This window comes from Pseudobacteroides cellulosolvens ATCC 35603 = DSM 2933 (genome assembly GCF_001262605.1).
Lineage (GTDB): Bacteria > Bacillota > Clostridia > Acetivibrionales > DSM-2933 > Pseudobacteroides > Pseudobacteroides cellulosolvens.
The window spans coordinates 4,569,310-4,596,102 of the sequence record NZ_LGTC01000001.1 but is presented as its reverse complement, the minus strand read 5'-3'; the positions used below and the strand labels follow the sequence as shown (position 1 = coordinate 4,596,102).

The 26,793-nt window shown below is 36.0% G+C and carries 23 protein-coding genes and 2 pseudogenes; all 25 read left to right on the top strand.

What is annotated here, in order from left to right; genetic code table 11:
* Positions 1-9 precede the first annotated feature (9 nt).
* The 25 genes and pseudogenes from metK (at position 10) to Bccel_RS18740 (ending at position 26,787) form a co-directional block, all read left to right on the top strand.
* Positions 10-1,203 (top strand): methionine adenosyltransferase, encoded by a 1,194-nt coding sequence (gene metK / locus Bccel_RS18855; RefSeq protein WP_036936568.1) that lies wholly within the window; start codon positions 10-12, stop codon positions 1,201-1,203.
* Between the two features lie 148 nt (positions 1,204-1,351).
* Positions 1,352-1,699 (top strand): glycosyltransferase family 2 protein, encoded by a 348-nt coding sequence (locus tag Bccel_RS18850; protein WP_050753629.1) that lies wholly within the window; start codon positions 1,352-1,354, stop codon positions 1,697-1,699.
* 139 nt (positions 1,700-1,838) lie between these two features.
* On the top strand, positions 1,839-4,067 hold the full coding sequence (gene recD2 / locus Bccel_RS18845; protein ID WP_242853047.1) for an SF1B family DNA helicase RecD2: 2,229 nt from the start codon (positions 1,839-1,841) through the stop codon (positions 4,065-4,067).
* A gap of 142 nt (positions 4,068-4,209) precedes the next feature.
* Positions 4,210-4,875: a ComF family protein gene (locus Bccel_RS18840; RefSeq protein ID WP_036936574.1), complete on the top strand. Its 666-nt coding sequence runs from the start codon at positions 4,210-4,212 to the stop codon at positions 4,873-4,875.
* Positions 4,876-4,888: 13 nt separating this feature from the next.
* Complete coding sequence (locus Bccel_RS18835) at positions 4,889-5,314, top strand: MerR family transcriptional regulator (RefSeq protein WP_036936577.1); 426 nt, start codon at positions 4,889-4,891, stop codon at positions 5,312-5,314.
* Between the two features lie 338 nt (positions 5,315-5,652).
* The gene (gene flgM, locus Bccel_RS18830) at positions 5,653-5,940 is read left to right on the top strand and encodes a flagellar biosynthesis anti-sigma factor FlgM (protein ID WP_036936580.1); all 288 of its coding nucleotides are present in this window, start codon (positions 5,653-5,655) and stop codon (positions 5,938-5,940) included.
* A gap of 113 nt (positions 5,941-6,053) precedes the next feature.
* The gene (locus tag Bccel_RS18825; RefSeq protein ID WP_242853053.1) at positions 6,054-6,545 is read left to right on the top strand and encodes a flagellar protein FlgN; all 492 of its coding nucleotides are present in this window, start codon (positions 6,054-6,056) and stop codon (positions 6,543-6,545) included.
* 43 nt (positions 6,546-6,588) lie between these two features.
* Positions 6,589-8,658 (top strand): flagellar hook-associated protein FlgK, encoded by a 2,070-nt coding sequence (flgK, locus tag Bccel_RS18820; RefSeq protein ID WP_036936583.1) that lies wholly within the window; start codon positions 6,589-6,591, stop codon positions 8,656-8,658.
* Positions 8,659-8,688: 30 nt separating this feature from the next.
* The gene (gene flgK, locus Bccel_RS18815; protein ID WP_036936586.1) at positions 8,689-10,356 is read left to right on the top strand and encodes a flagellar hook-associated protein FlgK; all 1,668 of its coding nucleotides are present in this window, start codon (positions 8,689-8,691) and stop codon (positions 10,354-10,356) included.
* A 9-nt stretch (positions 10,357-10,365) separates the two neighbouring features.
* Entirely contained in the window at positions 10,366-12,030 is a 1,665-nt protein-coding gene (gene flgL, locus Bccel_RS31680; RefSeq protein ID WP_050753627.1) for a flagellar hook-associated protein FlgL, read from the top strand.
* 90 nt (positions 12,031-12,120) lie between these two features.
* Complete coding sequence (locus Bccel_RS18805) at positions 12,121-12,699, top strand: DUF6470 family protein (protein WP_036936590.1); 579 nt, start codon at positions 12,121-12,123, stop codon at positions 12,697-12,699.
* Between the two features lie 121 nt (positions 12,700-12,820).
* Positions 12,821-13,267: a flagellar assembly protein FliW gene (fliW, locus tag Bccel_RS18800; RefSeq protein WP_036936593.1), complete on the top strand. Its 447-nt coding sequence runs from the start codon at positions 12,821-12,823 to the stop codon at positions 13,265-13,267.
* Positions 13,268-13,272: 5 nt separating this feature from the next.
* On the top strand, positions 13,273-13,500 hold the full coding sequence (gene csrA, locus Bccel_RS18795) for a carbon storage regulator CsrA (protein ID WP_036936596.1): 228 nt from the start codon (positions 13,273-13,275) through the stop codon (positions 13,498-13,500).
* A 315-nt stretch (positions 13,501-13,815) separates the two neighbouring features.
* Positions 13,816-14,233: pseudogene (locus Bccel_RS29100) on the top strand (flagellin N-terminal helical domain-containing protein); the annotation flags it as partial.
* A 2,294-nt stretch (positions 14,234-16,527) separates the two neighbouring features.
* Positions 16,528-16,956, top strand: a pseudogene (locus tag Bccel_RS31675) (flagellin); the annotation flags it as partial.
* A 225-nt stretch (positions 16,957-17,181) separates the two neighbouring features.
* On the top strand, positions 17,182-18,426 hold the full coding sequence (gene fliB, locus Bccel_RS18785) for a flagellin lysine-N-methylase (protein WP_036936600.1): 1,245 nt from the start codon (positions 17,182-17,184) through the stop codon (positions 18,424-18,426).
* A 328-nt stretch (positions 18,427-18,754) separates the two neighbouring features.
* Positions 18,755-19,924, top strand: a complete 1,170-nt coding sequence (gene neuC / locus Bccel_RS18780; protein WP_081926746.1) for a UDP-N-acetylglucosamine 2-epimerase — start codon at positions 18,755-18,757, stop codon at positions 19,922-19,924.
* A 29-nt stretch (positions 19,925-19,953) separates the two neighbouring features.
* Positions 19,954-20,760 carry a nucleotidyltransferase family protein gene (locus tag Bccel_RS18775; protein WP_050753626.1) on the top strand — a complete coding sequence of 269 codons (807 nt, stop codon included), beginning with the start codon at positions 19,954-19,956 and terminating at the stop codon, positions 20,758-20,760.
* A gap of 61 nt (positions 20,761-20,821) precedes the next feature.
* Positions 20,822-21,478, top strand: a complete 657-nt coding sequence (locus Bccel_RS18770) for an acetyltransferase (protein ID WP_036936602.1) — start codon at positions 20,822-20,824, stop codon at positions 21,476-21,478.
* Between the two features lie 45 nt (positions 21,479-21,523).
* Positions 21,524-22,546, top strand: a complete 1,023-nt coding sequence (gene neuB / locus Bccel_RS18765) for an N-acetylneuraminate synthase (protein WP_036936605.1) — start codon at positions 21,524-21,526, stop codon at positions 22,544-22,546.
* Positions 22,547-22,588: 42 nt separating this feature from the next.
* Positions 22,589-23,359 carry a class I SAM-dependent methyltransferase gene (locus Bccel_RS18760; protein ID WP_036936607.1) on the top strand — a complete coding sequence of 257 codons (771 nt, stop codon included), beginning with the start codon at positions 22,589-22,591 and terminating at the stop codon, positions 23,357-23,359.
* Positions 23,360-23,423: 64 nt separating this feature from the next.
* A complete protein-coding gene (locus Bccel_RS18755) occupies positions 23,424-24,131 on the top strand; it encodes an acylneuraminate cytidylyltransferase family protein (RefSeq protein WP_036936609.1) in 708 nt (235 codons plus the stop codon).
* A 29-nt stretch (positions 24,132-24,160) separates the two neighbouring features.
* Complete coding sequence (locus tag Bccel_RS18750; RefSeq protein ID WP_036936611.1) at positions 24,161-25,201, top strand: radical SAM/SPASM domain-containing protein; 1,041 nt, start codon at positions 24,161-24,163, stop codon at positions 25,199-25,201.
* On the top strand, positions 25,198-26,295 hold the full coding sequence (locus Bccel_RS18745; RefSeq protein WP_036936613.1) for a DegT/DnrJ/EryC1/StrS family aminotransferase: 1,098 nt from the start codon (positions 25,198-25,200) through the stop codon (positions 26,293-26,295). Before Bccel_RS18750 ends, Bccel_RS18745 begins: the two co-directional genes overlap by 4 nt.
* Before the next feature lie 99 nt (positions 26,296-26,394).
* A complete protein-coding gene (locus Bccel_RS18740; RefSeq protein ID WP_036936615.1) occupies positions 26,395-26,787 on the top strand; it encodes a flagellar protein FlaG in 393 nt (130 codons plus the stop codon).
* Positions 26,788-26,793: the final 6 nt, after the last annotated feature.

The following is a 26,793-nucleotide window of genomic DNA, read 5'->3' as shown; positions in this document are numbered from 1 at the left end:
GGAGTAGAAATGGGAAGAATTTTATTTACATCGGAGTCTGTTACAGAGGGGCATCCAGATAAAATATGCGACCAGATATCTGATGCAGTTTTGGATGCCATATATGAAAAGGATCCAAATGCTAGGGTAGCGTGTGAAACAGCAGTAACAACAGGTATGGTATTGGTTATGGGTGAGATTACTACAAGTTGTTATGTAGATATTCCTAAAATCGTAAGAAATACCATAGGGGAAATAGGTTATGACAGGGCAAAATATGGTTTTGACTGTGAAACATGTGCTGTAATTACATCGATAGATGAGCAATCGCCCGATATAGCAATGGGTGTTGATAAAGCCCTTGAAGCTAAAAAGGGAGAAATGACGGACGCTGAAATTGAAGCTATTGGTGCAGGTGATCAGGGTATGATGTTTGGATTTGCCTGCGATGAGACACCTGAACTTATGCCTATGCCTATATCCTTAGCACATAAGCTTGTTAAGAAGCTGAGTGATATAAGGAAAGCCGGAGTTGTTAATTATTTAAGGCCAGATGGAAAATCACAGGTTACAGTTGAGTACGAAGATGACAAGCCTGTAAGAATAGATACTGTTGTAATATCTACACAGCATGGTTCAGATGTTGAACATGCGACTATTGAAAAGGATATAATTGAGCTTGTAATAAAGCCAGTGATCCCTGCAGAACTGATAGATGCAAATACAAAATTCCTTATTAATCCTACAGGACGATTTGTAGTAGGGGGGCCACAGGGAGATTCAGGCCTTACAGGTAGAAAAATTATTGTTGATACCTATGGCGGGTACGCAAGACATGGCGGTGGTGCTTTTTCAGGTAAGGATCCAACAAAGGTTGACCGTTCAGCAGCATACGCTGCAAGATATGTAGCTAAGAATATAGTTGCAGCAGGTTTAGCTAAGAAGTGTGAAGTACAGTTGGCATATGCAATAGGAGTTGCAAAACCTGTATCAATTATGATTGATACATTTGGAACAGGAAAGATTTCAGAGGACAAGCTGGTTAAATTAGTTCAGAAGAACTTCGACTTAAGGCCGGCAGGAATAATAAAAACACTGAATTTGAGAAGGCCAATATATAGAAAAACAGCTGCTTATGGTCATTTTGGACGTACTGATGCCGAGCTGTCATGGGAAAACACCGATAAGGCAGAAGTATTGAAAAGGGAAGCAGAAATAATATAGTTTGATACGCTATATTTACTGTTGATTTATCCAAAAGGGATTTACTGCAATGACAAATATTGCAGTAAATCCCTTTTCATTCATACCATAATTTATGTTGTAACCAATTGCCCACTTCCATAATAAATTGATTATGGGGGTGTTTATATTGTTTGACCTTATACCTGAAATACTATTATATCTCTTTGCTGTTTATGGCATGTTATCCCTTATTATTAGTGCTATAGAATCAATTACTAAAAGGAAAAATATTAAAAATCCTGGTGTAAAACTGGTGATTTTACTTAAGAACCAGCAGGATACAGTAGAAGGTGTTATAAGGACAATACTGGCAGCGGAAACTTCAAGAGATATTGTTTCCGATGGTAAACTATACATAGTTGATATGGGATCTCAGGATGAAACACTAAAAATATTAAAAAAGCTCAAGAGAAATTATGACATGATAGAAATTTTTGATATGAATGATAAAGAATTAATATTCAAGGAAATTTAATAATGGTAAGGATAACCTGTAATGGTTACGTATGAAAAGTAATTTGAATGGTATCCTTAAATCTAATAGTATATAATATAAATATTGAGCAAATCACTTTATGATTTTGTTCTTATAAATGCATGAGGAGCATGTCAAAGTGGACGAATTTGTTATTATAGAAGGAACTGTTGAGGATATTATATTTTCAAATGAAGCAAACGGGTATACTGTTTGTGATGTTAAAGACAGCAAAGACATAATTACTGCTGTAGGGTTTATGCCTTTTATAAGTGTTGGAGAATCTATAAAGATTACGGGCAGATGGGTTGAACACCCTGATTATGGAGAGCAGTTCAAGGTTGAGTGCTATGAAAAGCTTTTGCCAAAGACCTCTGAAGCTATTGAAAAATATCTTGCTTCAGGGGTGCTAAAAGGAATTGGGCCTGCCACAGCTGCCAAAATCGTTAAGAAATTTGGGGATGACACTCTGAACATAATTGGCTTTAAACCCCAGCAGTTATCACTTGTAAAAGGGATTAGCCTGGAGAAGGCTATCAAAATAGGACAAGCCTTCAATGAACAGCAAGGACTTAGGAATGTTATGCTTTTTTTCCAAGAGTATGGGATAAGCCCTGTTCATTCTATGAAAATATATAAGGTCTTTGGTGACAGGGCTATTGATGAGATAAAAGAAAACCCTTATAAGCTGTCTGAACAGATATTTGGCATAACCTTTAAAATAGCCGACAAGCTGGCTATGAGTTTAGGGATAGATCCTATATCAATTTACAGGGTGTGCAGCGGAATAAAGCACGTTTTGACCCTTTCTGCCACCAATGGGCACACATACCTTCCGGAAGAAAAACTGATGGAGATGACTTCACAGCTTTTAGATATTGAAATTGATCAAATAAAAGATGCATGTATCAGGCTGCTAATGGACAAGGCTATTTTCATGGATAAGGGACCGGATGGTAACCGGATATATCTAAGTACATTCTATAACGCAGAGGCATCGGTTTGCAAAAAACTGATTATGCTTTCATCAGTTGAGTTTAATAACGATCCTGAGAAGCTGGAAAAGAGAATTAATGATATCCAGGAGGAAGAAGGAATCGTTTTTGCAGAAAACCAGCTATTAGCGGTAAAAGAGGCATTGACGCATGGAGTGATTATAATCACCGGAGGACCTGGGACAGGGAAGACTACCATAATAAAAAGCATTATAAAACTGATGCAAAGTGAAGGGTATAATGTAGCTCTTACTGCACCAACCGGCAGGGCGGCAAAAAGAATGACCGAAACTACCGGGTTTGAAGCTAAAACCATTCATAGACTCCTTGAGATCGGCTATAATTCAGATAATGATGAAATGGTATTCACAAAGTCCGATGCAAATCCTATTGAGGCTGATGCCATTATAGTGGATGAGATGTCCATGGTTGATATAGTACTTATGAATAGCCTCCTAAAAGCGGTTGAACCTGGTACAAGGCTAATACTGGTTGGAGATGTTGATCAACTGCCCTCAGTGGGAGCAGGCTGTGTATTGAAGGATATTATTGCCAGCGATATGATTAGGTTGGTAAGATTAACAGATATATTCAGACAGGCAGAAGAAAGTATGATAGTAGTTAATGCACACAGAATAAATAAAGGGGACATGCCTTACCTCAATGTAAAAGGCAAGGATTTTTTCTTCATGCCAAGAAATAATGGAGACCAAATTGTCTCTACTATTGCAGAGCTATGCTACAAAAGGCTTCCTGCAACTTATGATTATGATCCCATGAAGCAGATACAGGTCCTTACACCTACCAAAAAAGGGCCAACAGGTGTATTGAATATGAACAAAGTTCTTCAAAAATACTTAAATCCTGAGGATAGATCAAAAAGAGAGAAAGCTTATAGAGACTTTGTTTTTCGTGAAGGCGACCGTGTTATGCAAATCAGGAATAATTATTCTTTAAGATGGGAAAAGCTTGGACTGTTTTCTTCTGAGGGACAGGGAGTATTTAATGGGGATACTGGAATTATACATGAAATTGATAATGATGAGCATTTTATCAAGGTTATTTTCGATGATGATAAAATTGTAGAGTATGATTTCAGTATTTTGGATGAACTGGAACTGGCCTATACCATAACCATTCATAAAAGCCAGGGAAGCGAATTTCCTGCGGTTATAATACCATTATTCAATGGGCCGGAAATACTTCTTACAAGGAACCTCCTTTATACTGCAATAACAAGAGCTAAAGATATGGTTATTCTTGTAGGTTATGAGAGTGTACTTAAGCTTATGGTCAATAATTTAAGGGAAATGCAAAGATTTTCAAGCCTTTCGGAAAAGCTTATCAGCGGCTTTACCGGTATATGTCTTTAACCAGCTTTATTCTACAATTTCTTTACAAATAAAAAAATAGTAAATATTTTTAAAACAGGAGTTATCAAATAAATAAGTTTATACCGATATATATTAAGGAATGACTAAAATATTACTTACGCTTATGAGCGGGTGATTTTATATGTTGAAACAACTTATTAATCTGGTATTTCCGATAAAATGTATTTTTTGTGGACAATTAATGGAGTTTCACAATAAAATTTCCATTTGCAATGAATGTTATGGCAAAATACCCTTTTTAGATGACAAATTATATGAGCTAGGACCTTTGTATTCATTTGATAACTGCATATGTCTTTGCGAGTATAGCGGCATAATAAAGGACGCAATAAAACGATATAAATTTTACAATAAACCGGCATTCTATCGGACTTTTGGCAAGCTGTTGGCAGATAAGATCATGAAGGTTACCCAAATCGATAACATAGATATAATCATTAGTATACCGCTTAATAAGGACAGACAAAATCAAAGAGGTTATAATCAATCTTATTTGATCTCTAATTATATAAGCAAGTTATTAAAAATCAGCGAGAAGTCTTATGTATTAGGGAAAGCTAGAAATACAGGTGTTCAAAGTCTAATGAAAAGAAGTTTACGAGTTACAAATGTAGAAGGTGCTTATAAGGTTTTGTACCCTGAAAAGGTTAAAGGAAAAAAGGTATTTTTAATTGATGATATTCTGACTACAGGAAGTACGCTATCAGAATGCAGCAGAGTTTTGAAAGAATCAGGTGCTGTTGAAGTTACAGCAGTTGCAATTGCTTCGGGTAAAAAATTTACATGAGTGGAGGATTAATATGCCAGACATTAGAAATTGTAAAAGGTGCGGACAAATTTTTAATTATGTTGGAAAACAAATTTGTCCTGATTGTCTCAAGGTTGACGAGGATGATTTCAAAAGGGTAAAGGAATATCTGTATAAGTACCCTGGCACGTCAATGTCAAAGGTATCTGAAGATTTGGAAATCAGTATGCAGAAAATTACAAGGTATTTAAGGGAAGGTCGTCTGGAGATAGTTGGTGACGAAGCTAACATGGTACTGTCATGTGAAGGCTGCGGTAAATCAATTAGGTCTGGGCGATTTTGTGATGCTTGTTCAGGAGGGCTTGCAAAGGACTTCCAAAAAACAGCTGCTGAGATTAATGAAACTATTGCCTCATCTCCCACAGGTAATAAAGGGTTTGAAATGAGATTTTTAAATAAAAATGCTAAAAATAAATAAAAAATCCATTTTTATTTCAAAAAAGTGTAAAGTATAATAAATGTGACACCGATAATGTTATTGAGTAGGTAATTGTGTTTAAATAAAACTATAAATTATATTAGTGAAGTGCCGATATAAATAATAAGAGATAGAATTTTTGTATATTAAAATGATGCTGTAACGGAAATATGTTAATATTATATATAGGGATTAACAAAATTCTTTATAAATCCCAGTATCATACAAATTGTATTATATGATTAAATATATTTTCAAAAACAATAGAAAATTTGAATTTATATAAGTTTATATAAATAAAAGTAAATATTTTAAATTTTTAAAGGTAGGTGGTAATTATGAGAATTAATGGAGATGTATCAAAAGTCTCCGGGATCTACAGCAAGAACAAAAATGTAGGCAAGGTTGATAAGACAGAATCTACTACAACTAAAAAGGATATTATATCAATATCCAATCAGGCAAAGGATTTTCAAACAGCAATGAAAACGTTAAAGGACATTCCTGATATAAGACACGATAAGGTCAGTGGCATACAGGATAAGTACGATAAAGGAGAATATAATATAAGCAGTAATGATCTGGCTGATAAGTTGATTAATTCAATAAAGAATAAAAATGAGTAGCAGTAACGGACTTGACCAAAATTTTGCGGGATATTTATATCCCGCAAATATTGCTATAAGGAGATAAATTCTTATGAATTGGAAATTATGGTGTGGGGGTGTCAATTTTGGATATGATTTTTAATGAATTGATAAATGTTTTAGATCAGGAATTTAATATATATAGTGATATATATAAAATTTCAAAAGAAAAAACCACCGTTATAGTTGAGGGAAAGGTAGACGAGCTTGAGAAAATGGTTCAAGCAGAGCAAAAGTTAATTATCAAGGTTACCCAGATTGAGAACCAAAGGGAAATTATAACGTACAAAATATCCAAGGCCTTACAAATGAAGCTGGATGAAATAACTTTGTCAGCCCTCATAGATAATGCAGAAGGGCCGGTAAAGGATAAACTTAAGGAACGTCAGCAAGGACTAAAAAAACTTGTTTCTAAGCTTGTAGAGCTCAATGATTTAAATTCCAGGCTTATTAAAAATTCATTGGATTATATAGATTTTTCGATAAATCTTTGTTCAGCTAGTAAAAGCCAGGACAACAATTACGGTATTGATGCTGAAAAGTCAAACGTCAAGGTGGAAAGCAGATTTGACTTTAAAATATAGAAATATGGAATGGCTAAATGAAAGTTAACGAGGGGTGTAGCAAATGGGTGTAAGTTTTGCAAGTATTGAAATTGCCAGATCCGGTCTTTATGTAAATGAAAGAGGATTGTCCGTTACAGGACATAATATATCCAATGTAAATACCCCTGGGTATGCAAGGCAACAGGTTGCACTGAAGGATTCACTGTACCAAAGGGAAAACGGCTATGATCTTGGATTGGGTGCGGATATTCAAAAAATAAGACAAATAAGGCATTCATTTTTAGATAATGTTTACAGGATGGAAAGCGAGAGTCTTGGTTATTGGGAAACAAGGGAGAAAACATTTAATGATATACAGGCAGTAATGGGTGAGCCAATGAATGAAGGTCTTCAATCTGTAATGAATGAATACTGGAATTCCTGGCATGAACTATCCAAAAATCCGGAAAGTCTTACAACAAGAGCTCTTACACGCCAAAGAGGAGAAGCTTTGGTTCAATATATAAACCATTTGGGAAGTCAGTTTGACAAGCTACAATCGGATCTGGACTCTGAGCTTAGGGTCAAGGTGGATGAGATTAATGGCATAACAAAGAATGTAGCTGATCTGAACGTCAAAATATTATCGGTAGAAACCGCAGGCGATAGTGCCAATGACCTAAGGGACCAAAGAAATGTCCTGCTTGACAGAATTTCCAAGCTGGCTGATTGCGTTATTAATGAAATCCAGGATGGGCAGGTAGAAATAACAATAGGTGGTTATTTTCTAGTTAGCCGCGGCATCAGCGAGAGGTTGAAAACCGTTGAGAACCAAAAAGGAAGTATGTTTTCTGCTGTTGCACTTGAAAAAACGGGTACTTTGGTTCCCATAAAAAACGGGGTCATTAAAGGGCTCATGGAAGCCAGGGGGGAAGTAGCAGGTACAATAGGCAGTTTTGGAAATGGATCACCAAATGACAAGATTGACCTGGTATTTGCATTTAATACTGATGATAGTGCTGCAAGAAGAGATGAGCTTTATAACAATATTGATAAAATTGTAAATGATTATACAAGCAGGGGTATAGGTGTAAGGCTGGGGTACGTAACCTTTGACAGTACGGGAATTACCGCACCTACTACATTTGTGGATTCGGCTGCTAACTCAAATGGAGTTTATGTACCGGATATAAATTCTTTTAAGGATCAGATTGGTAGTACTGATTCAGGGCTTGGCATAAGCTTTAAAAACACTGTTGCAACCGGTATTGCAGTACCGGCACTGCAGGATGCTGAAAATGCAGCAAATCAAGCCGATATACTTACAGAATGGAGAAATGTATCAAGGCAAATTATTATATATTCCAATAATTCAATAGATCCAACAGGATTAAATACATTGGGGACTCAGTTCGAAAATAATAGAATAAATACTGCAATAATATCCGATATATCAAATAAGAATTCACTAAAGGGTTTTACAGATGCCAGTGGAGCAAAGTTTATTGATAATGCAGCCTCTGGTACCAGCATTATAGACAGTGTTTCAGAAACTGTAAGAAACAGTATTTATGGAAACACAATTGAATCAAATGATATAATATCAAACCTGAAAAACAGGATAAATTTAATGGTTAATGCTTTAACAAGAGAAGTAAACAGTCTCCACAGGAGCGGTTACAATTTAAATGGAACCAATGGGATAGATTTCTTTGTACCGATTAATCCATATTATCCAATGCAAATGGGAAACATAATGGTTAACCCCAAGCTTTCTGACCTTAAGAATATTGTTACATCAGTAAACGGATCGGTAGGGGACAACACAGTGGCGACTGCTATTTATGAATTAAGGCATAAGGCTATGATGGGCAATACATCCAATGTTCAGAATTTCGATGATTTTTACCGGTCTATAGTTGGAGATATTGGTAATGGAGGTTCGGAAGCCCGAACTGCATCTACCGGACAAACAACCCTTGTAAATTCTGCAGACAGTGCAAGACAGGCTATTACAAGCGTTTCTATGGATGAAGAAATGACCAACATGATGAAATATCAGTTCGCGTATAATGCAGCAGCCAGAGTTTTAAATGTGTTTGATGAAATGTTTGAATCAATAGTTAATAAATTAGGGCTTGTTGGAAGGTAAATGTAAGGAAATTGTCAGGGGGAAAGTGGTATGAGGTCTTCGTTTTTTGGTCTTAATGTAGCTTCAAACGGGTTATACACAGCTCAAAGAGGGTTAGATGTTATAAACCATAATATAAACAATGTAAATACTCCGGGATATTCCAGACAGATGTCTGTGCAGACTGCTGCACCTGCCATGTCTGTACATGATGGTACCGGTATGATAGGTACGGGATCACTATCAGCTTCAGTTGACAGGATTCATGATGAGTATCTTGACTTTAAATACTGGAGTGAAAGTGATACATTTGGAGAATGGGATGTTAAAGCCATTCAACTTACTGACATTGAAAAAACTTTCAATGAACCTTCGGACAGCGGCTTTAACGTGGTAATAAACAATTACTTTGCAGCTGTTCAGGAGCTATCCAAAGATCCAAGCAGTTTGGCTGCAAGAAAGCTTTTAATAGGTGAGGGAGTAACCCTTACTAAGTATTTTAACTCTGTTGCGGCTCATTTGGAAAAGCTGCAGTCAGATCTTAATTATAATATAAAGTTAAAAGTTGATGAAATAAACTCATATGGCAGACAGATACAACAGCTCAATAAACAGATATATGCTGCTGAGATAGATAACAACAAGGCAAATGATTTAAGGGATCAAAGAACTTATCTGGTGGATAAGCTATCGAAGCTTGTGAATGTACAGGCAAGTGAAGTTGCTGTTGGGGTGCTTCCAAATGGACAGCAGGAAAAACACTTTTTAATAACCATAAATGGAAAGGCATTTGTCGATCATTACAGCCTGTCCCAATTAAAGGTTGAGCAGAGGGAAAAGAAGCTCAATGTGGATGAAGACATAGAAAACCTCTATGAAGTATCATGGGAGGATGGAAATTTACTGGAAGTTAAAGGTGGCGAATTGAAGGGCTATATCGATATGAGAGATGGTAATGAAGGTGTTGATCAGGGAAATGGAGCATCACCAAATTATAAAGGTGTTCCCTTTTACGTAAAAAAACTGAACGAATTTGTACGAAAGTTTGCTCTTGCAATGAATGAGGGAATTACAGTTCAAACAGATGATCTGAACGGTACAATCTATAGTAAGACTACTTCGGGTCATGCGGATGGCTATGGGATGAAGAAACCAGGGGGATCCACAAGCCCAGCAGGCATAAGGCTTTTTACAATGAAAGGCTGGTCCCATAAACAGAATGCCGTATCAGAAATTTATACGTCCGAGTTTATAGGAAGTGCAAATTCAGTGGATGATATCGGTAATTTATATAATAAGTTGACTGCAAAAAACTTTTCAATAAGTGGTGACCTAATTCATGAGGAAAGCGGAGAGTATAATATAGCAGCTTCATCTACTTCAGGCCTTTCAGAAGATGGGTCAAACCTTTTAAATCTTATAGAAATGAGACATGACGGACACCTTTTTATGGAAGGTAATCCGGAGGATTATATGAAGGCATTAATATCCACTCTGGGAATAGATACCCAACAAGCCATGCAAATATCAAAGACACAGATTGTAATAATGGGACAGATTGAGAATAGAAGATCTTCTGTTTCTGGTGTGTCATTGAACGAGGAAATGTCAAACATGGTTAAATATCAACATGCTTATACTGCAGCAGCAAAAATGATATCTACTTTAAGTGAAATATATGATACATTGGTAAACCGTGTTGGTATATCAGGAAGGTAGGGAGTATAAATGAGAATCACCAATAATATGCTTATAAATAATATGATGAGCTATATAAACGGCAATCTTGGCAGAATGAATAAACTCCAGAGTCAGTTGGCTACAGGAAAAAAGATCAGCGTGCCATCTGATGACCCTATTGTAGCTGCAAAAGCACTTAAGCTGAGAACTGATGTAGCTGAGGTGGAGCAATTTAAAAGAAATTCCAATGATGCTGATTCATGGATGAGTATAACTGAAAGCTCTATGGGAATGGTAGTTGATGTGTTGCAAAGAGCAAGAGAATTGGCGGTCCAAGCTGCCAATGGCACTATGACACCAGATGACAGGGAGAAGATAAGAAAAGAAGTTGAGCAGTTAAAGGATCAGATAATACATATATCAAATTCAACATATGCCGGCAGGTATGTATTTTCGGGGTTTACTACAGATACTCCGCTGATGAATGAAGATGGAACTTATAAGGTATCGGTTGGATCCAATGAAACCGCTGTAATAAAAAGCGGTTTGATAGATTTGTCAAAAATACCTATTGATAATACTTCATCAAACTTATCTTTTCAAATATGCCTTGATGGTACAAATTATAAGACAGTGCAGTTGCCTGCTAAAAATTATGACGGGGCATTAAATAGTATTGATACCTTGGCTTATGATATCCAGAGTGCTATTAATTCATTTCCCGAGCTTGAAAATGTAAATGTTAAGAATGATGGAGGAAGACTTGAATTTTCTTTAAAGAATACCATCGATTCATATGGAAACAGAATGAAAATGTATATAAAGCGAAGTGACCCTGAGGATTTACTAGATAAAATAAAATTAAAGACAGATCCTGTAACCAATATAACTGTATCAAAAAGCGAAGAAATCAACTATCAAATAGGAATAAACGATAACCTTAACGTAAATGTTCTAGGAACACAGCTCTTTGGCTCAGGCACAAAAAATGATATGGGTGACTTCATGATTTCAATGAATAGGTTTATCGATACATTGACACGACCTAACACTAATTCATTTATTACAGGGCATAATATTGCTGCTAGTGTTACAAGTCCTCTTATACTTACACAGAATAACCAATTTAATATAAAGGTTGACGGAATGACAGATTATACTACCATCACCATACCTGATCCAGGGGGATACACATATGATGGCACTCCCGGAAAAACATTAAATGATATGGTAAGCGGTATACAAACAGCTATAGATGCTGACCCGAGCCTGTTTGATGCGAAGGTTACAGTAAGAAATGAGAATGGCAAGCTGGTATTTTCATCGGAAGGAACAAGGAAAATTACCCTTATGGATGGGCCTGCCAATAACAATGCATTAAGTGCACTTAAGATATATACAAATCTCGATAAGACAGTAACATCACAAAAAGGGGAAGAAGGTATAAGAAATGCAATAACTGAAATGGATCTATTAAGGGACAGGGTTATGAGCGTCCGTTCTGATATAGGTGCTCGTACTAACAGAATTGAGCTTACATTAAATAGACTGGAAAATGATAACATTAACTTTACACAATTAATGAGTGAAAATGAAGATGCGGATATGGCGGAAACAATTATGAATCTTAAGAATGAGGAAAATGTATATAAGGCATCTCTTGAAGGCGGGGCAAGGATTATACAACCATCGCTAATGGACTTTTTAAGATAAGTATTGCAAATATGTAGATTAAAAGTATTGTTAATATAAATCGTTTAAACTGTAAGATCCCATTTAAATGGGTAGATTTGATGGTGTTATATGAGCTTGGAAATAAGTCAGACATATGCAAGGCTTGGTGTTGACAGGACTCAATCAAGCTTTGAAATAAAAACTAAATATGCAACTCTGGAGCTTGATAGCAAAGAGCCCAAAATTAATATACGAACAGAGCTTCCTAAGGTTGAAATAGATCAGTATGAATGTTTTGCAAGTGCAGGCCTTAAAAACCCTCTGGATTTAACAGAGGACATGGTTGAGCGAAGTAAGGAAAATGCAATTGAGTATATTGGTAAAATTGCTGCAGACGGAGATATGCTTGCTGCTATTGAAAAAGGCGGCCACCCAATTCCAGAGATAGCTGCAAGGGATGCATACCCTCAGCATGAATTCGGCATGGTTACAATCCCTTCAACTGGCCCAAAGATTACAGTTACAGGTTCTTTGGAGATTGAGCCTGAGAGAACCAGTGAAGGAGCAAATAACGGGGTGGATGCGGTCTATACACCTGGGGAATTGGATATTAGGTATACCCCTGATAAAATAAGGTTTTATATGGAGCAGTATGCATCAGTTAATATAAAATATATACCTGAGAATAATATTGATGAAAAAGTATGAAGCTTTTTTATAAATGCATAATAATTATTATTATTGTAAAATTATTGTAACGGGCCTTCATTAATGATAGAATAGTATTGATTATTGATGAGCCCGACAGTTTAAATGAGGAGGAAAGTTCATGCTACTTAACACTAAGCACTTCGGGCAAATTGAAATTGACGAAAAAGGTATAATTGATTTTCCTGAAGGATTACCAGGGTTTGAGGATGTTAAAAAATTTGTTTTGCTGTCCAATACAGGGGATAATTATATGTTCCAATGGCTACAAAGTGTGGACAAGCCAGATTTGACTTTTGTTGTTATTGACCCTAAATATATCAAAGAGGATTATGAGGTTGAGGTTCCAGATGAAGAGATTGAAGAACTGGAGTTGGATGAAAAAAGCGATACTACAATTCTTAGTATTGTAGTCGTACCGGAAGATATTGCACAGATGACTGCCAATTTAAAAGCACCCATAATTATCAATAATATAAATAAAAAAGGTAAGCAGATTGTTTTGGATTGCAAGGATTATAACATTAAGCACTATATAATGCAGGAGCTCAATCAAAGGGGAGGATGAACCTAGTGCTGGTACTTACAAGAAAGAAAGAGCAAACAATAATTATTGGAGATAATATTGAGATAACTATTGTGGATATACAGGGGGATCAGGTTAGAATAGGTATTAATGCACCAAAGAATATAACTATACACAGAAAAGAGGTTTATCTGGAGATTCAGGATGAAAATAGGAGGGCTGCCGACTTTAAAGGAATACCTGACAATAGATTGCTTGATAGGAAAGATAAGTGAAATGAGTCTGATTAATTCTACTATATTTAGTTGGATATTTCAGCTGAAGATATTTATACATAACTAATAATTAAACACATTTTTATAAATGTAGGAAAAGCACACCTGTAAGGTGTGTTTTTTTAGTGTCATATAAAAAGTAATTATTGCTAACAAAATTATTAATTATTCTGTTAAGGAAACATGAGGTTTACACGATATATATTATAGGAAAGTTCAATAGATATTCAGCTAGGCTGGCCGGGTAGTTGAACATTTATTGAATAGTTAAACTTGGGAATGGATTCCCTAAACAAAATCAAGGAGGAGTTTATTATGAGGATAAATCATAATATAGCATCATTAAACACTTATCGTCAGTTGTCCAGCAATAGTGCGAATGGACAAAAATCTTTGGAAAAACTGTCATCGGGTCTCCGCATCAACCGTGCAGGTGATGACGCAGCAGGTCTCGCAATCAGTGAAAAGATGAGAGGTCAGATCAGAGGTTTGGAGCAGGCATCCAGAAATGCTCAGGACTCCATATCGATGATTCAGACGGCAGAAGGTGCTCTCAATGAAACTCAAAGCATCCTTCAACGTATGCGTGAGCTGTCTGTTCAATCCTCAAACGATACAGCAACAGATGTTGACCGTTCAGCTATACAGAAGGAAATCACACAGCTTAAGTCTGAAATAGACCGTATTTCCAATGATACTGAGTTCAACCAGAAGAAACTATTAAACGGTAGCCTTGCTACAGGTACTACAGCTCAGGGAGCAAAAGCTCATTCTGTAGCTATGGACAGAGGTGCAGTAGCCTCTAAATCAGGTAATGTTGATGGACAAAATGCAATTTACCAGGCAACAGTTGCAGCAGATCCAGGAGTTAAAGGAGCTGTTGAAGCAGGGACAGCATTCTCCACTTCAAATGGTGGTGCCAAGATAATTACTGGTATGAATGACGAGGTCAAGATTACTGTTGGTGACAATTCATCAGTTATAAAGATGACTGGTGATACTGCTGCTAATGGTGGTAAGGCTTATAATATTGATGAAGCAATTACTGAATTGAATTCAAAAGTAGCGGCAGATTCTACCCTTGCAGGAAAAGTTACTTTTGCAAAGAACGATGCGGGTACAAAAATTGTCCTTAATGCAGTGAACACTGGAGATAGTGTGTCCATTGGTGAAGGAACTGCAGGGCAAAGTGCACTTGGAGCATTAGGATTTGACAAAACCATTTCAGCAACCACTGGTGCAGCAACATTTACTGATGGTGCTGCTACCAATGGTTCTATTGCACAGTTCAGTATAACTATAGGTGGTGTTACCAAGTCATTTGACTTAACCTCCGCTACCGATAATGGTGGTACAGGTCTTGCGACTGTTGGTGCAACAGATACTGCTGCGAACCTCAATACAGCTTTAAATCAGCATGTGAATCAAGCCTTTTTTGGTGATAAAGCTGCCGGTAAGATTGTATTTTCAGGAGCTTCCGCTGCAGCTAGGACGGTCACATTTGATGCATCCATAGCTGATGATATTACAAATATCCAGATTTTTGACAAAGATTCAACACAAACAGGGGCTGCAACTTTATTTGGTGCACTAACCAATACTCAAACTACTAATACAAATTCAGTAACATATGGTAAAGCAGCTACTTCTGCAGCTACGATCGGAACAGTAATAGTCAAAGATTCCAATGATAAATTTAATTTAACTGTAGATACAGGATCAGCAGAAACAATTACTTTAACAGCAAAAACCTATTCATCACGCTCAGAGCTTGTTGATGAGATTAACAATCAAATACAAGCAAATGCAAATCTGAAGGATAAAGTTACAGCTACATTGGACACAGATAATACTTTAAAGTTTGTGTCGGCCAGTACTGGAACTACTTCAGAGGTCAAGGTTGAAGCTCCTTCTACAGCAGCTCAATCTGCATTATCAGCACTAGGCTTTAAAGGAAATGTGCAAACATCAATAACAGGTGGGACTTTTGATGGAAACTTTGCAACAGCTTCCGATGCTAAATTTAAGATGACTGTTGGTGCACTTACAAAGGATATTGATTTCAGCACAGGTTCAGGAATAAGTTCAAATACTAGTATTACAGCTGCTAGAGATGCAATCCAAACTGCTGTTAATGATGCTTTTGGTGAAAATGTAGTAAAAGTTGATATTAACGATGGAAAACTCAGATTTACAAATATGGCAGCAACAGATTCATTTGCTATAAAAAATGACAGCATAGATACTGCTACTGATACAATGACAGGAGCAACAAAACTTCTTGGCTATGCATCATCAGATGGTAAGATCACAAGTACGGTAGACATCACAGGTGCAAAAGCCGGAGAGGAGTTTGTAATGAGTGTTGGTGGCAGTACCAAGGTTGTAACAGTTGGGGCTGGTGCTAACCAAACCGAAAACATAGCAGCATTACAAACAGGTCTTGACAATGCTTGGGGAACTAATGTATTCAAGGTTGCTGCAAATGGAAATGGTTTTGATATTGAATCTACATTAAATAATGTTGATGTATCAATAAATGCAGATGGTGGAGGCCATACCGGTGGTGCAATGTATTTAACAACTACTGGTACTGGTGTAAAATTTACCCGTATGGCAAATGATTCATTAACACTTGATAATACGAGTACAAAAGGAACAGCAGCTGAAACAGCAGGTGATCTACAGGAAACTACCAAACTGGTTAACTTAACAGATAACGATGGATTGAACCTTGGTCTTACTTCAGGAAATGTAATTACAGTTTCCGGCACCAAGGAAGGTGTTGAGTTTTCTTCAAAGTTAACAGTAACCGATAATACAACAGTAAAAGAGCTTATGACAGCTATGCAGGCTGTACCAGAACTTGCCGCCGGATCTATAAAACTTAATGAACAAAGCGGACAGCTAGAGTTTGAGGGTGCTTCAGGTGCAGCAAACAACATCAAAAATCTGAAGTTGACTGCACAGAAATCAGCCACCGATAATACCGGGGTAAATACCTTCAACAATAAGGCAGGGAACTTTATACAGACTCAGGAAGCTCAGGATACCCGTACTGGAAATGAAGTTCAGTTCCAGATTGGTGCAAACCAGAGCCAGGTAACCAATCTGGGTATCAATGACATGAGTGCAAAAGCTCTTGGTGTTGATAAAATAGATGTTTCATCTGCAGCAGGTGCAGGTGCTGCCATTACATTGGTTGACAACGCTTTGGCTTCTGTTTCAAATGAACGTGCAAAACTTGGTGCTGTTCAGAACAGGTTGGAACACACTATCAATAACCTGGCAACATCAACTGAAAACTTGACTGCATCTGAATCACGTATCCGTGACGTAGATATGGCTAAGGAAATGATGGAGTTCACAAAGAACAACATTCTGTCCCAGGCAGCTCAAGCTATGATGGCTCAGGCCAATCAGCAGCCTCAGGGAGTTCTGCAGCTCCTCAGATAATTATACTAATACAAAAAGAGACTCTGGATAATCCAGGGTCTTTTTTTGTATTAGTAATAGTTTATGTTTATAGAGCCAAACAATGAGTGATTTTGCGTCCTATTTATTAGTCAAATGATAAGATTTATTCTAACTTATTTACGTATTACAGGAAAATATTTGTATAATAATTTTAAACAAATATGCCGATATGCTTTTTAATAAAATATTTTATAGAGGTGGCTTATGGGAGAGAGAAAAAGATCCATACTTGTACCGCAATACATTGAAGGGTTTAAATGTATTGGGTCGGCATGCGAAGATAGCTGCTGCGTAGGTTGGAGGGTAGATATAGATAATGAAACCTATCGTAAGTATCAAAAAGTTAAAGATGATGAGCTTGTAGGGTTATTTGAGCGGTATATAAATAGAAACAGGGCAGTTGGGCATAATGACTATAGTTATGCCAAAATTAAGCTTTTACCGGATTTAAGGTGCCCGTTTTTGGATAGTGACAGTTTGTGTAAAATACATTTGAAACGTGGTGCTGAATATCTTTCTAATGTATGTGCCACATATCCAAGGCTGACAAATGTTGTTAACGGTACACTTGAAAGAGCAGCTACCATGTCATGCCCTGAGGTGGCAAGACTTGCACTTCTTAATCCCAACCAAATGGAGTTTGATGAGATGGAAGAGTCCTATAACACAAGGAATATAATAAAAACAGACCTTAATACAAGAGACTTAAAATTCAATAACAAGTTCCAAAAGTATTTTTGGGAGCTTAGGATATTTATAATAAGCCTTGTACAAAACAGAAGATTCAGGTTATCAGAGAGGCTGATTATTCTCGGAATGTTTTTTAAAAAGTTACAAGAGTATTTGGATGAAGAAAGAATTGACGATATACCAGTATTAATAGGGGCATATGTAAATCATTTGGAAACCGATGTATTTGATGAAAACATTAATGAAATTCCAGTCCAGTATAATATACAGATGGAGCTTTTAAAGGAGTTGGCTGATAGACGTTTTTCGCTAGGTATAAGTAGCAAAAGGTATATTGAGTGTTTTACTCAGTTTATTACTGGCATAAATTACAAGCTTGAGGATACCATGGAGCAAAACGGGGAGAGGTACAGGTTTGCATGGGAAAATTATTATGAGCCATATATGAAAGAGCATGAATATATATTGGAAAATTACATTGTGAATTACATTTTTTCTACACTTTTTCCAATTAGTGATGAAAAAAACATTTTTGATACCTATATGGTTATGATACTTCACTATGCTCTTATTAAGATGATGCTTATAGGTATGTCGGAGTTTCACAAGGGACTTACAGACGAACTTGTTATAAAATTAATACAATCTTTTGTAAAAACTATAGAACATAACCAGCAATTTATTCAGGATATTACTGAGGTACTTAAACGTAATGATTATAATTCCATGACATATATGGCAATTTTGATAAAGAACTAATATTATATACGGCACGGATATTGGCTAAAGATACCATACTACATAAAGACAGGGAAAAGGCGAACCGAAAGTAGTGTTTGCCCAAGTCATTTATTAAATGTGGTTTGTGTCTTTAGTTTTTTATTGTCAGGAAAGTACTTGACACCATCCATTAATAAGTGTTTAATAAAAGTATCTTATTGTTTAATAAATTGTGCTATTCTAAAGCAATCCTTAAAATTTTTAATGGTTTGTTGTTCTAATTATAAATAATCGGGTTTTATGTAACAGCAGGTATAAGTTTTTTGTTTGACTATATCTTATAAGTATTGATAAGTGAGGGTCATGGATGATTCAGCTTGAAACTGCAGTAGTTACTACTTCGCGTGCGGATTACGGTCTTTTATATCCTTTGATAAATAAATTATTCATGGATAGTTTCTTTAATATCAAGCTAATTGTGACGGGAAGCCATCTATCTTCTGTTTTTGGAAATACAATCGATCAGATTATAAACGATGGTTTTACCTCTCTATTAAAGGTACAAACATATAACGGAAGAGATGATGAAAAAGGTATAACAGCAGCTGTAGCAAAAGGAATTATTGGCTTTTCAGATTTGTTTTCAAAAAAAAGATTTGATCTTATTATAGTTTTGGGCGACAGGTATGAACTGTGGTCAGTAGTTGTTGCAGCTGTTATACACAAGATACCAATTATTCATATTCATGGGGGAGAAAGCACAGAGGGAAGTACTGATGAGGTTGTAAGGCATTCTGTTACAAAGTCTGCTTCCATACATTTTCCATCCATATCCCAGTATGCAAGAAGGATAATTGCCATGGGGGAGAATCCAGAAAGAGTATTTACAGTGGGAGCTTTGGGAATTGATAACATAAAAAACTCAAAGCTTATGGAAATTGATGAGCTGTCAGAAAGCCTTGGGGTAGATTTTAAAAAAGGTGTAGCCATTATGACCTTTCATCCCGTGACAATGGATAACTATAATGCAGCAGCAGCACAAGTTAAAGAACTTCTAGATACCTTGACTGATATTGGCATATATACCATTATGACAATGCCAAACGCTGATGCAGGAGGAAATTCCATATATATGTGCATGGAGGATCATGTGAAAAGGTTTCCGGACAAGTTTAAGATTGCTAAAAATATGGGAAGCGTTGTTTACTTAAGTGCAATGAGGCATGCACATATGATGATTGGAAACTCATCCAGCGGAATAATAGAAAGTGCTTCTTTCAAGCTCCCGGTAGTGAATATAGGTGACAGACAAGCTGGGAGATTAAGGCCGGAAAATGTTATTGACTGCTCATGCAATAGAGCGTCAATAAAGGAAGCAGTGAAAAAGGCATTATCAAAAGAGTTTATAAAAGGGCTTGAGAATGTTACCAACCCATATGGTGACGGTAATACAGCGGATAAGATAATAAAAATATTAAAGGAAATTGATTTTGGAGAAAAGGAAAAACTATTAAAGAAAAAGTTTTACGATATATAAAGGTTCCTTTAAAAGGGGTGTATAATCTTATGAATAAATCACCAGGATATATTAAAGGAAAGAATAGTAAAGAGGCTGGAGAACTCTTTGTATTTAAGAAAAGACCTGTTTGCATACAAAGGGAAAATTATGTTGTCCTAATGGCAGGGGGAAGAGGAAATAGACTTAAGCCCCTTACAAATGAAATCCCAAAGCCTATGTTAAAGGTAGGAAATAAGCCTATACTTCAAATAATAATGGAACTTTTTAAGAGTTATGGGTTTGAGAATTTTATTATATCTATAAATTACCTGGCGGATATAGTAGAAGGATATTTTGGTGATGGAGGTAGTTTTGGTGTAAATATAGAGTATTTCAGGGAATCCAAAGGTCTTGGAACAGCAGGTTGTATACGGCATTTGAAGAAATATCTTAAGAAACCGTTTTATGTTATGAATGGTGACGTTATTACCAAGCTGAACGTTGAAAGCATGATGAAATATCATATAGATAATAAATTTGACCTTACCATAGGAGTTAAGAAATACCAATATACGCTGCCCTATGGGGTTGTAAATACAGATGGCGGCAAGATAAAGAGTATTGTGGAGAAGCCTGTAGAGTCCTGGCAGGTAAATGGTGGAATTTATTGCCTTATGCCCCATATAATTGATTTGATACCTGAGGATGAAAGCTTTGATATAACTTGCCTTATTGAAAAGTGCATAAATAATGGGGCAAATGTAGGTGCTTATGAAATAAATGATTACTGGGTGGATATTGGTCATATTGAAGATTATTACAAGGCAAACCATGAGTATGCATACATTTATGGCGATTGTGGCGGATATATGTAATATATAATGTAAAAAGTATAAAGTAGCAGTAAATAAAGCTGTATAAATTAAGAGGTTTAACATGAAACAAGATAATGGGAGTACCCCCATTATACTAATGGGGGCAGGAGGTCATTCACGGGTTATCATTGATATGATTAGAATGTACTATAATAATCTGAATGTAATAGGAATATTAGATAAAGACCCTTCAAAAAGAGGCATCCATATTGATACTGTGGAAGTTATAGGTTCTGATGATAAGCTTTTAGAGTTAAAGAAAAATGGAACTGAGACTGCCTTTATATCAATAGGACTTCTTTATAACTTTAAGCCGAGAATGGAGCTTTATAACAATTTAGAAAGAATGGGCTTTAAGTTTCCCAATCTTATACATGGAAAAAGTGTTATATCAAGGAATGTCTATATGGGACTTGGAAATGCAGTTATGGCAATGGCGGTAATAAATGCAGGAAGCAGTATAGGCAAAAATTGCATTATAAATACTGGAAGCATTGTTGAGCATGAAAGTATAATAGGTGACAATGTGCATATTGCACCAGGCTCAATTATTTGCGGTGGCGTGCAGATTGGCAGTCACACATTGATAGGTGCAGGCTCTACTGTTATACAGGGGGTTAGGATAGGCAATAACGTTATTGTTGGAGCTGGAAGTGTTGTGACAAAGGATATTCCCCCTTTCTCAAGGGTTGTTGGAGCTCCTTCAAGGTTCATTTGATGTGAGAAATAAAAAACCGTGCTGCGGATTTAAAAAGGTGATGATATGTCAGTTTTTATTATAGCGGAGGCTGGTGTGAATCATAATGGCGATTTGGAAACGGCAAAACTTCTAGTGGATGCGGCAGTGGATGCAAAATGCAATGCTGTGAAATTTCAGACTTTTAAAACCGAAAAGCTTGTAACAAAAAGAGTTTCAAAAGTGGGTTATCAGATACAAAATACTCATGAGTCAGGAACCCAGTTTGATATGTTAAAAAAGCTGGAATTAGGAGAATATGAACATAGGGTGCTTTTTAAGTACTGCAAAGAGAAAGGAATCGGATTTATGTCAACACCTTTTGATGAGGAATCTGCTGACTTTCTTGAGGAGCTGGGAATGGATATATTTAAGATACCTTCAGGGGAAATTACAAACAAATATTTCTTAAAGCACATTGCAAGAAAGAATAAAACTATTATATTGTCAACAGGGATGTCAACTTTTGAGGAAGTTGAAGAAACTGTGGGATGGATTTATGAGGAAGGTAACAGGGATTTAGCACTTTTACATTGTACATCCTGTTATCCTGCTCAGTATGATGATGTTAACCTTAAGGCTATTATTACCCTTAAAAACTGCTTTAATCTCAAAACAGGCTATTCGGATCATACGCTTGGAACAGAGATAACTATAGGTGCAGTTGCTATAGGTGCTGAAATTATAGAAAAACATATAACATTGGATAGAACAATGAAAGGACCAGATCATAGGTGCTCTTTAGAACCTGAAGAATTTAAAAGAATGGTACTTTCCATAAGAAATATGGAAGCAGCTCTGGGAGACGGAATTAAAAAACCTGCGGAAAGTGAGCTTGAGGTTAGAAATCTTGCAAGAAAATATATAGTAGCTGATAAAAGAATTTATGCCGGGCAAAGAATATCCAGGAATATGCTTTCATTAAAAAGATCAGGGGGCGGTATTGAGCCAAAGTATATTGATGGAATTGTTGGAGCTGTTGCTGTAAGAGATTTGGAACAAGGTGCCATAATAAAAGAGGGAGACTTTGAACTATATGTTTCGCAATAATCATTGTGCATTTTTAAAGCGGCCTAAAGTGGAGGGATAATTTTGCAAACAAACTGGAAGGTTTGGGATAGCAATAAGGAATATGGGGATTGTTTCTATAGGAGAGCCATAGGAGAACTTCCGGAAATGGAAAGTAGTAAGAGGATGGCCAAAGAAATCAAAAAGGTTATAAAACCCAATGAAAGTATATTAGATGTAGGTTGTGGAGCAGGTCATTATTATAAAAGTTTAATACGTGAAATAGGACACAAATTCTGCTATAGAGGTATTGATAGTACTGAATACTATATTAATCTGGCAAAGAAAGCATATAAGGATTGTGATGAGATAGAATTTGCTGTTTCGGATATTTACAGCTTAAATTTCCAAGACTCTTTATATGATATAGTAATGTGTAATAATGTTCTTCTTCATTTGCCATCTATTGAAAAACCTCTTAATGAACTTGTAAGGGTAGCCAGAAAGCATCTTTTTGTAAGGCTTTTATGTGGTGACAGAGCTTTTAGAATAATGGATATAAATCCAGATAAAGAAGAATACAATGATGACGGAGAACCTGTTGAATTTAGCTTTCTAAATATTTATAGCAGAAGATACATTGATAGAATACTTGGTAGCAATAAAAAGGTTGTTAAATGGAGTATTGAAAAGGACAATGAATATAATAAAGAAAACATAGTGAATTCTTCAAAGGAAAACAGCGTTTTTTTCAACAGAACAAGTGTCATGGAAGGTTGGCAGATAAATGGATATATTTTGATGCCGTGGGTTGTTTTAAAGATTGAAGTATCTGAATACGATAAGAAAATATAAAATCATATAGGAATTTTTAAAAAACAACCTTAGAGACACCAATACTAAAAAGGAAGATAGCAAAATGAACCATCATATTCACTGTATAATTCCAGCAAGAAAAGGATCTAAAAGGTTGGTTGGTAAGAATACGAGGCTTTTACTGGGAAAGCCTCTGATTTCTTGGACAATTGAAGAAGCTATTAGGTCATCAGGTATTGCCAGCATCACCATTTCAACAGATGATGAGTCTGTTATGGAAATAGCTAAGAACTATGGTAAAAGTATTGAAATTTTAAAAAGACCTGAAATACTGGCAGCAGATGACACTACGACAGTAGATGTAGTACTTCACTTTGTATCATGGTTGAATGATAAGGGGGAAAATGTAAAACACATTATGCTTTTACAACCCACATCTCCTTTGAGGACTGCAACTCATATTGATGAAGCGGTTAATAACTACTTCAGTAACTTGGATAAGATAGATTCCCTTATATCTGTTACAAAATCAGCGCATCCTCCATGGTGGCAACGGAAGATTGGCGAAAATGGAGTTTTGGAAGATGTTTTTAAATATGATAAATCAAAGTATAAAAGGTCTCAAGACTTTCCACAAACCTATATTGTGAATGGGGCTATATACATTATAAAAGCCGAGAGCTTTATAAAATATAAAGGGTTTGAGACTGACAAGACACTTGCTTATATTATGGAAAGTAACTGCTCTATTGACATAGATACCGAATTTGATTTAATGCTGGCTGAAAAAATAGCAAAAACATATTATTAATTATAAATAATTTTAAAGGATGAGCAAATATGCGTGATAAAAGTATAAAGATACCTGTAGATCAAAACTTTAATCAGTTTAAAAGCAAACGTGCTTATGAATTGGAAGACCAAAAAGGCGATGAGTACAAGAAGTACAGGGAAAAGTGGGTTCAAAATCCAAAGAATTTTATTTTGGAGGATGGACCCATTAATCTGGATATTGAAATAACCAACTGCTGCAATTTGAAGTGCCCAATGTGTCCAAGAACTGTCATGATAAATGACAATGTACCTGTTAACGGAGGAAATTTTAATACCGGGTTTATGGAGTTCTCTTTATATAAAAGCCTTATTGACCAAGCTGTTGAATTAGGGATAAAGGCTGTTAAGCTTAATTGGCTTGGTGAGCCTACTATGCACAAGGATCTTGTGAAAATGGTTGCCTATGCTAAAGATAAAGGCATTTTGGATGTCTTGATAAATACAAATGGTGTGTTTGTAAACAAAAAGATAGCTAAAGAACTAATTGAGGCAGGACTTGATAAGCTTCTTTTCTCGTTTGATTCTCCATATAAGGAAGATTATGAAAAAATAAGGATTGGAGCAGATTACGAAGAAGTTATAGAGAATATCAAGTATGTTAATAAACTAAGAAATGACTTAAATAAGATTAATCCAATTACAAGGGTTTCAATGGTAATGATGAGGGAGAATCAACATCAATTTAAAGATTTTTTAGATATGTTTAAAGATCATGTTGATATTGTAGCATGGTCTGAATACACAAACAAAGAAGAGTTACTTGGGGATGAAAGAAAAAGAATTAAGAGAAAGAAAATTAAAAATTTTGCGTGTGCACAGTTGTGGCAGAGGATGTTTGTATCATGGAACGGCAATATAGCAGTTTGCTGTGCGGATGTTAAAATGGAATATGCAATTGGGAATGCATTTAAAGAAAAATTAAAGGATATATGGAAAAATGATAGATACCAATATTTAAGGAATATGCATATGGAAGGTAAATATGATAGTATTCCAATTTGCAGTAAATGTGATATGCCTGAGTTTTATGAGGAGGCCAAGAAATGATTCCATTAAGCATACCTGAGCTAAGCGGAAAGGAAATTAACTATATTAAGGAGTGCCTTGATTCAGGTTGGGTTTCAAGTACTGGACCATATGTAAAGCTCTTTGAAGAGAGGTTTAAGGAATATGTGGGAGCAAAGTTTGCAGTGGCTGCAATAAACGGTACCTCTGCTTTGCATCTAGCACTTAAGTGTGCAGGTATCGGTGAAGGAGATGAGGTAATTGTGCCGTCACTGACTTTTGCCGCTACTGTTAATGCGATAAAATATTTAGGTGCAGAGCCTGTTTTTGCAGATGTTTCCAAGGATACTTATGTTTTAGACCCAAATAACATTGAGGAGCTTATAGGTCAAAAGACAAAGGCTATTCTCCCTGTTCACTTGTATGGACAACCGGTAGAAATGGATCGGATTTTAGAAATAGCAGGTAAATTCGGACTTAAAGTTATTGAAGATGCTGCACAATCTCTTGGCTCAAAATATAAGGGAAAGTATACCGGAACCATAGGTAATATTGGGTGCTTCAGCTTCAACGGTAATAAACTTATAACTACAGGAAGCGGTGGTATGCTTGTTACGGATGACGAGAAAATCGTAGAATATGCGTTATACTTGTCAACCCAGGCAAAGGATCCAAATTATAAAGGGTTATTTTATCACAGTGAGGTTGGATATAATTATAGGATGTCCAATATTAATGCTGCAATGGGTTTAGCTCAGCTTGAAGATATAGAGCGGAGGATCCAAATCAAAAACAGGATTTCAGGTATTTATGATAAGAATTTAAAGGATATTGACAATATAGTATTACCAGTTAAAAAGCCTTACTGTGAAACCACATTTTGGCTTTATCCGATTCTTGTGGAAGAGGGATATCCATTGAATAAATTACGACTTATGGAAAAACTTTTTGAATTTGGTGTTGAAACAAGATCCTTTTTTATGCCACTTCATCTTATGAAGCCATATAAACACCACAAACATGGGATGATGGGAATTACGGAGCATGTATCAAACCATGGTATAAACCTGCCAAGTTCAATAGGAATTTGTGAGGAGGATCTGATCAGAATATGCAAAGTACTAGGGACTGTTTAATTATAAATTTATATAAATCAAATATAAGAATTTTCCGATATATTTAGTGTAAAGGTAAAGGAAGCAAAGTGTGATTTGAAAATCATGGAGGGGTTTGTTATGAAGATTGATAGCACGGATGCTACCGGGAAAGCTTTATCACTACAACATGATCAGAATTTGAATAAAACTGAAAATAAACAAAATTTGGATCAGAGTCAAGTCACTTCCATTGATCTGAAGAGTTACATGCATATGTCGGACTACCAGAAAAGTGAGCTTCCTATATCCGAAAAAGTAGTTATTGATGCAATAGAAAAAGCAAATAAGGCCATTTCAGGAACAAACAGGAGCTTTGAATTTTCTATCCATGAAAAGACTAAAGCAATAATGGTAAAGGTTGTGGATAACGATACTCATGAAGTTATCAGGGAGATTCCTGCAGAAAAGATTCTTGATATGGTTGCTAAAATGTGGGAAATGGCAGGCATTATGGTCGATGAAAGAAGGTAAGGTACT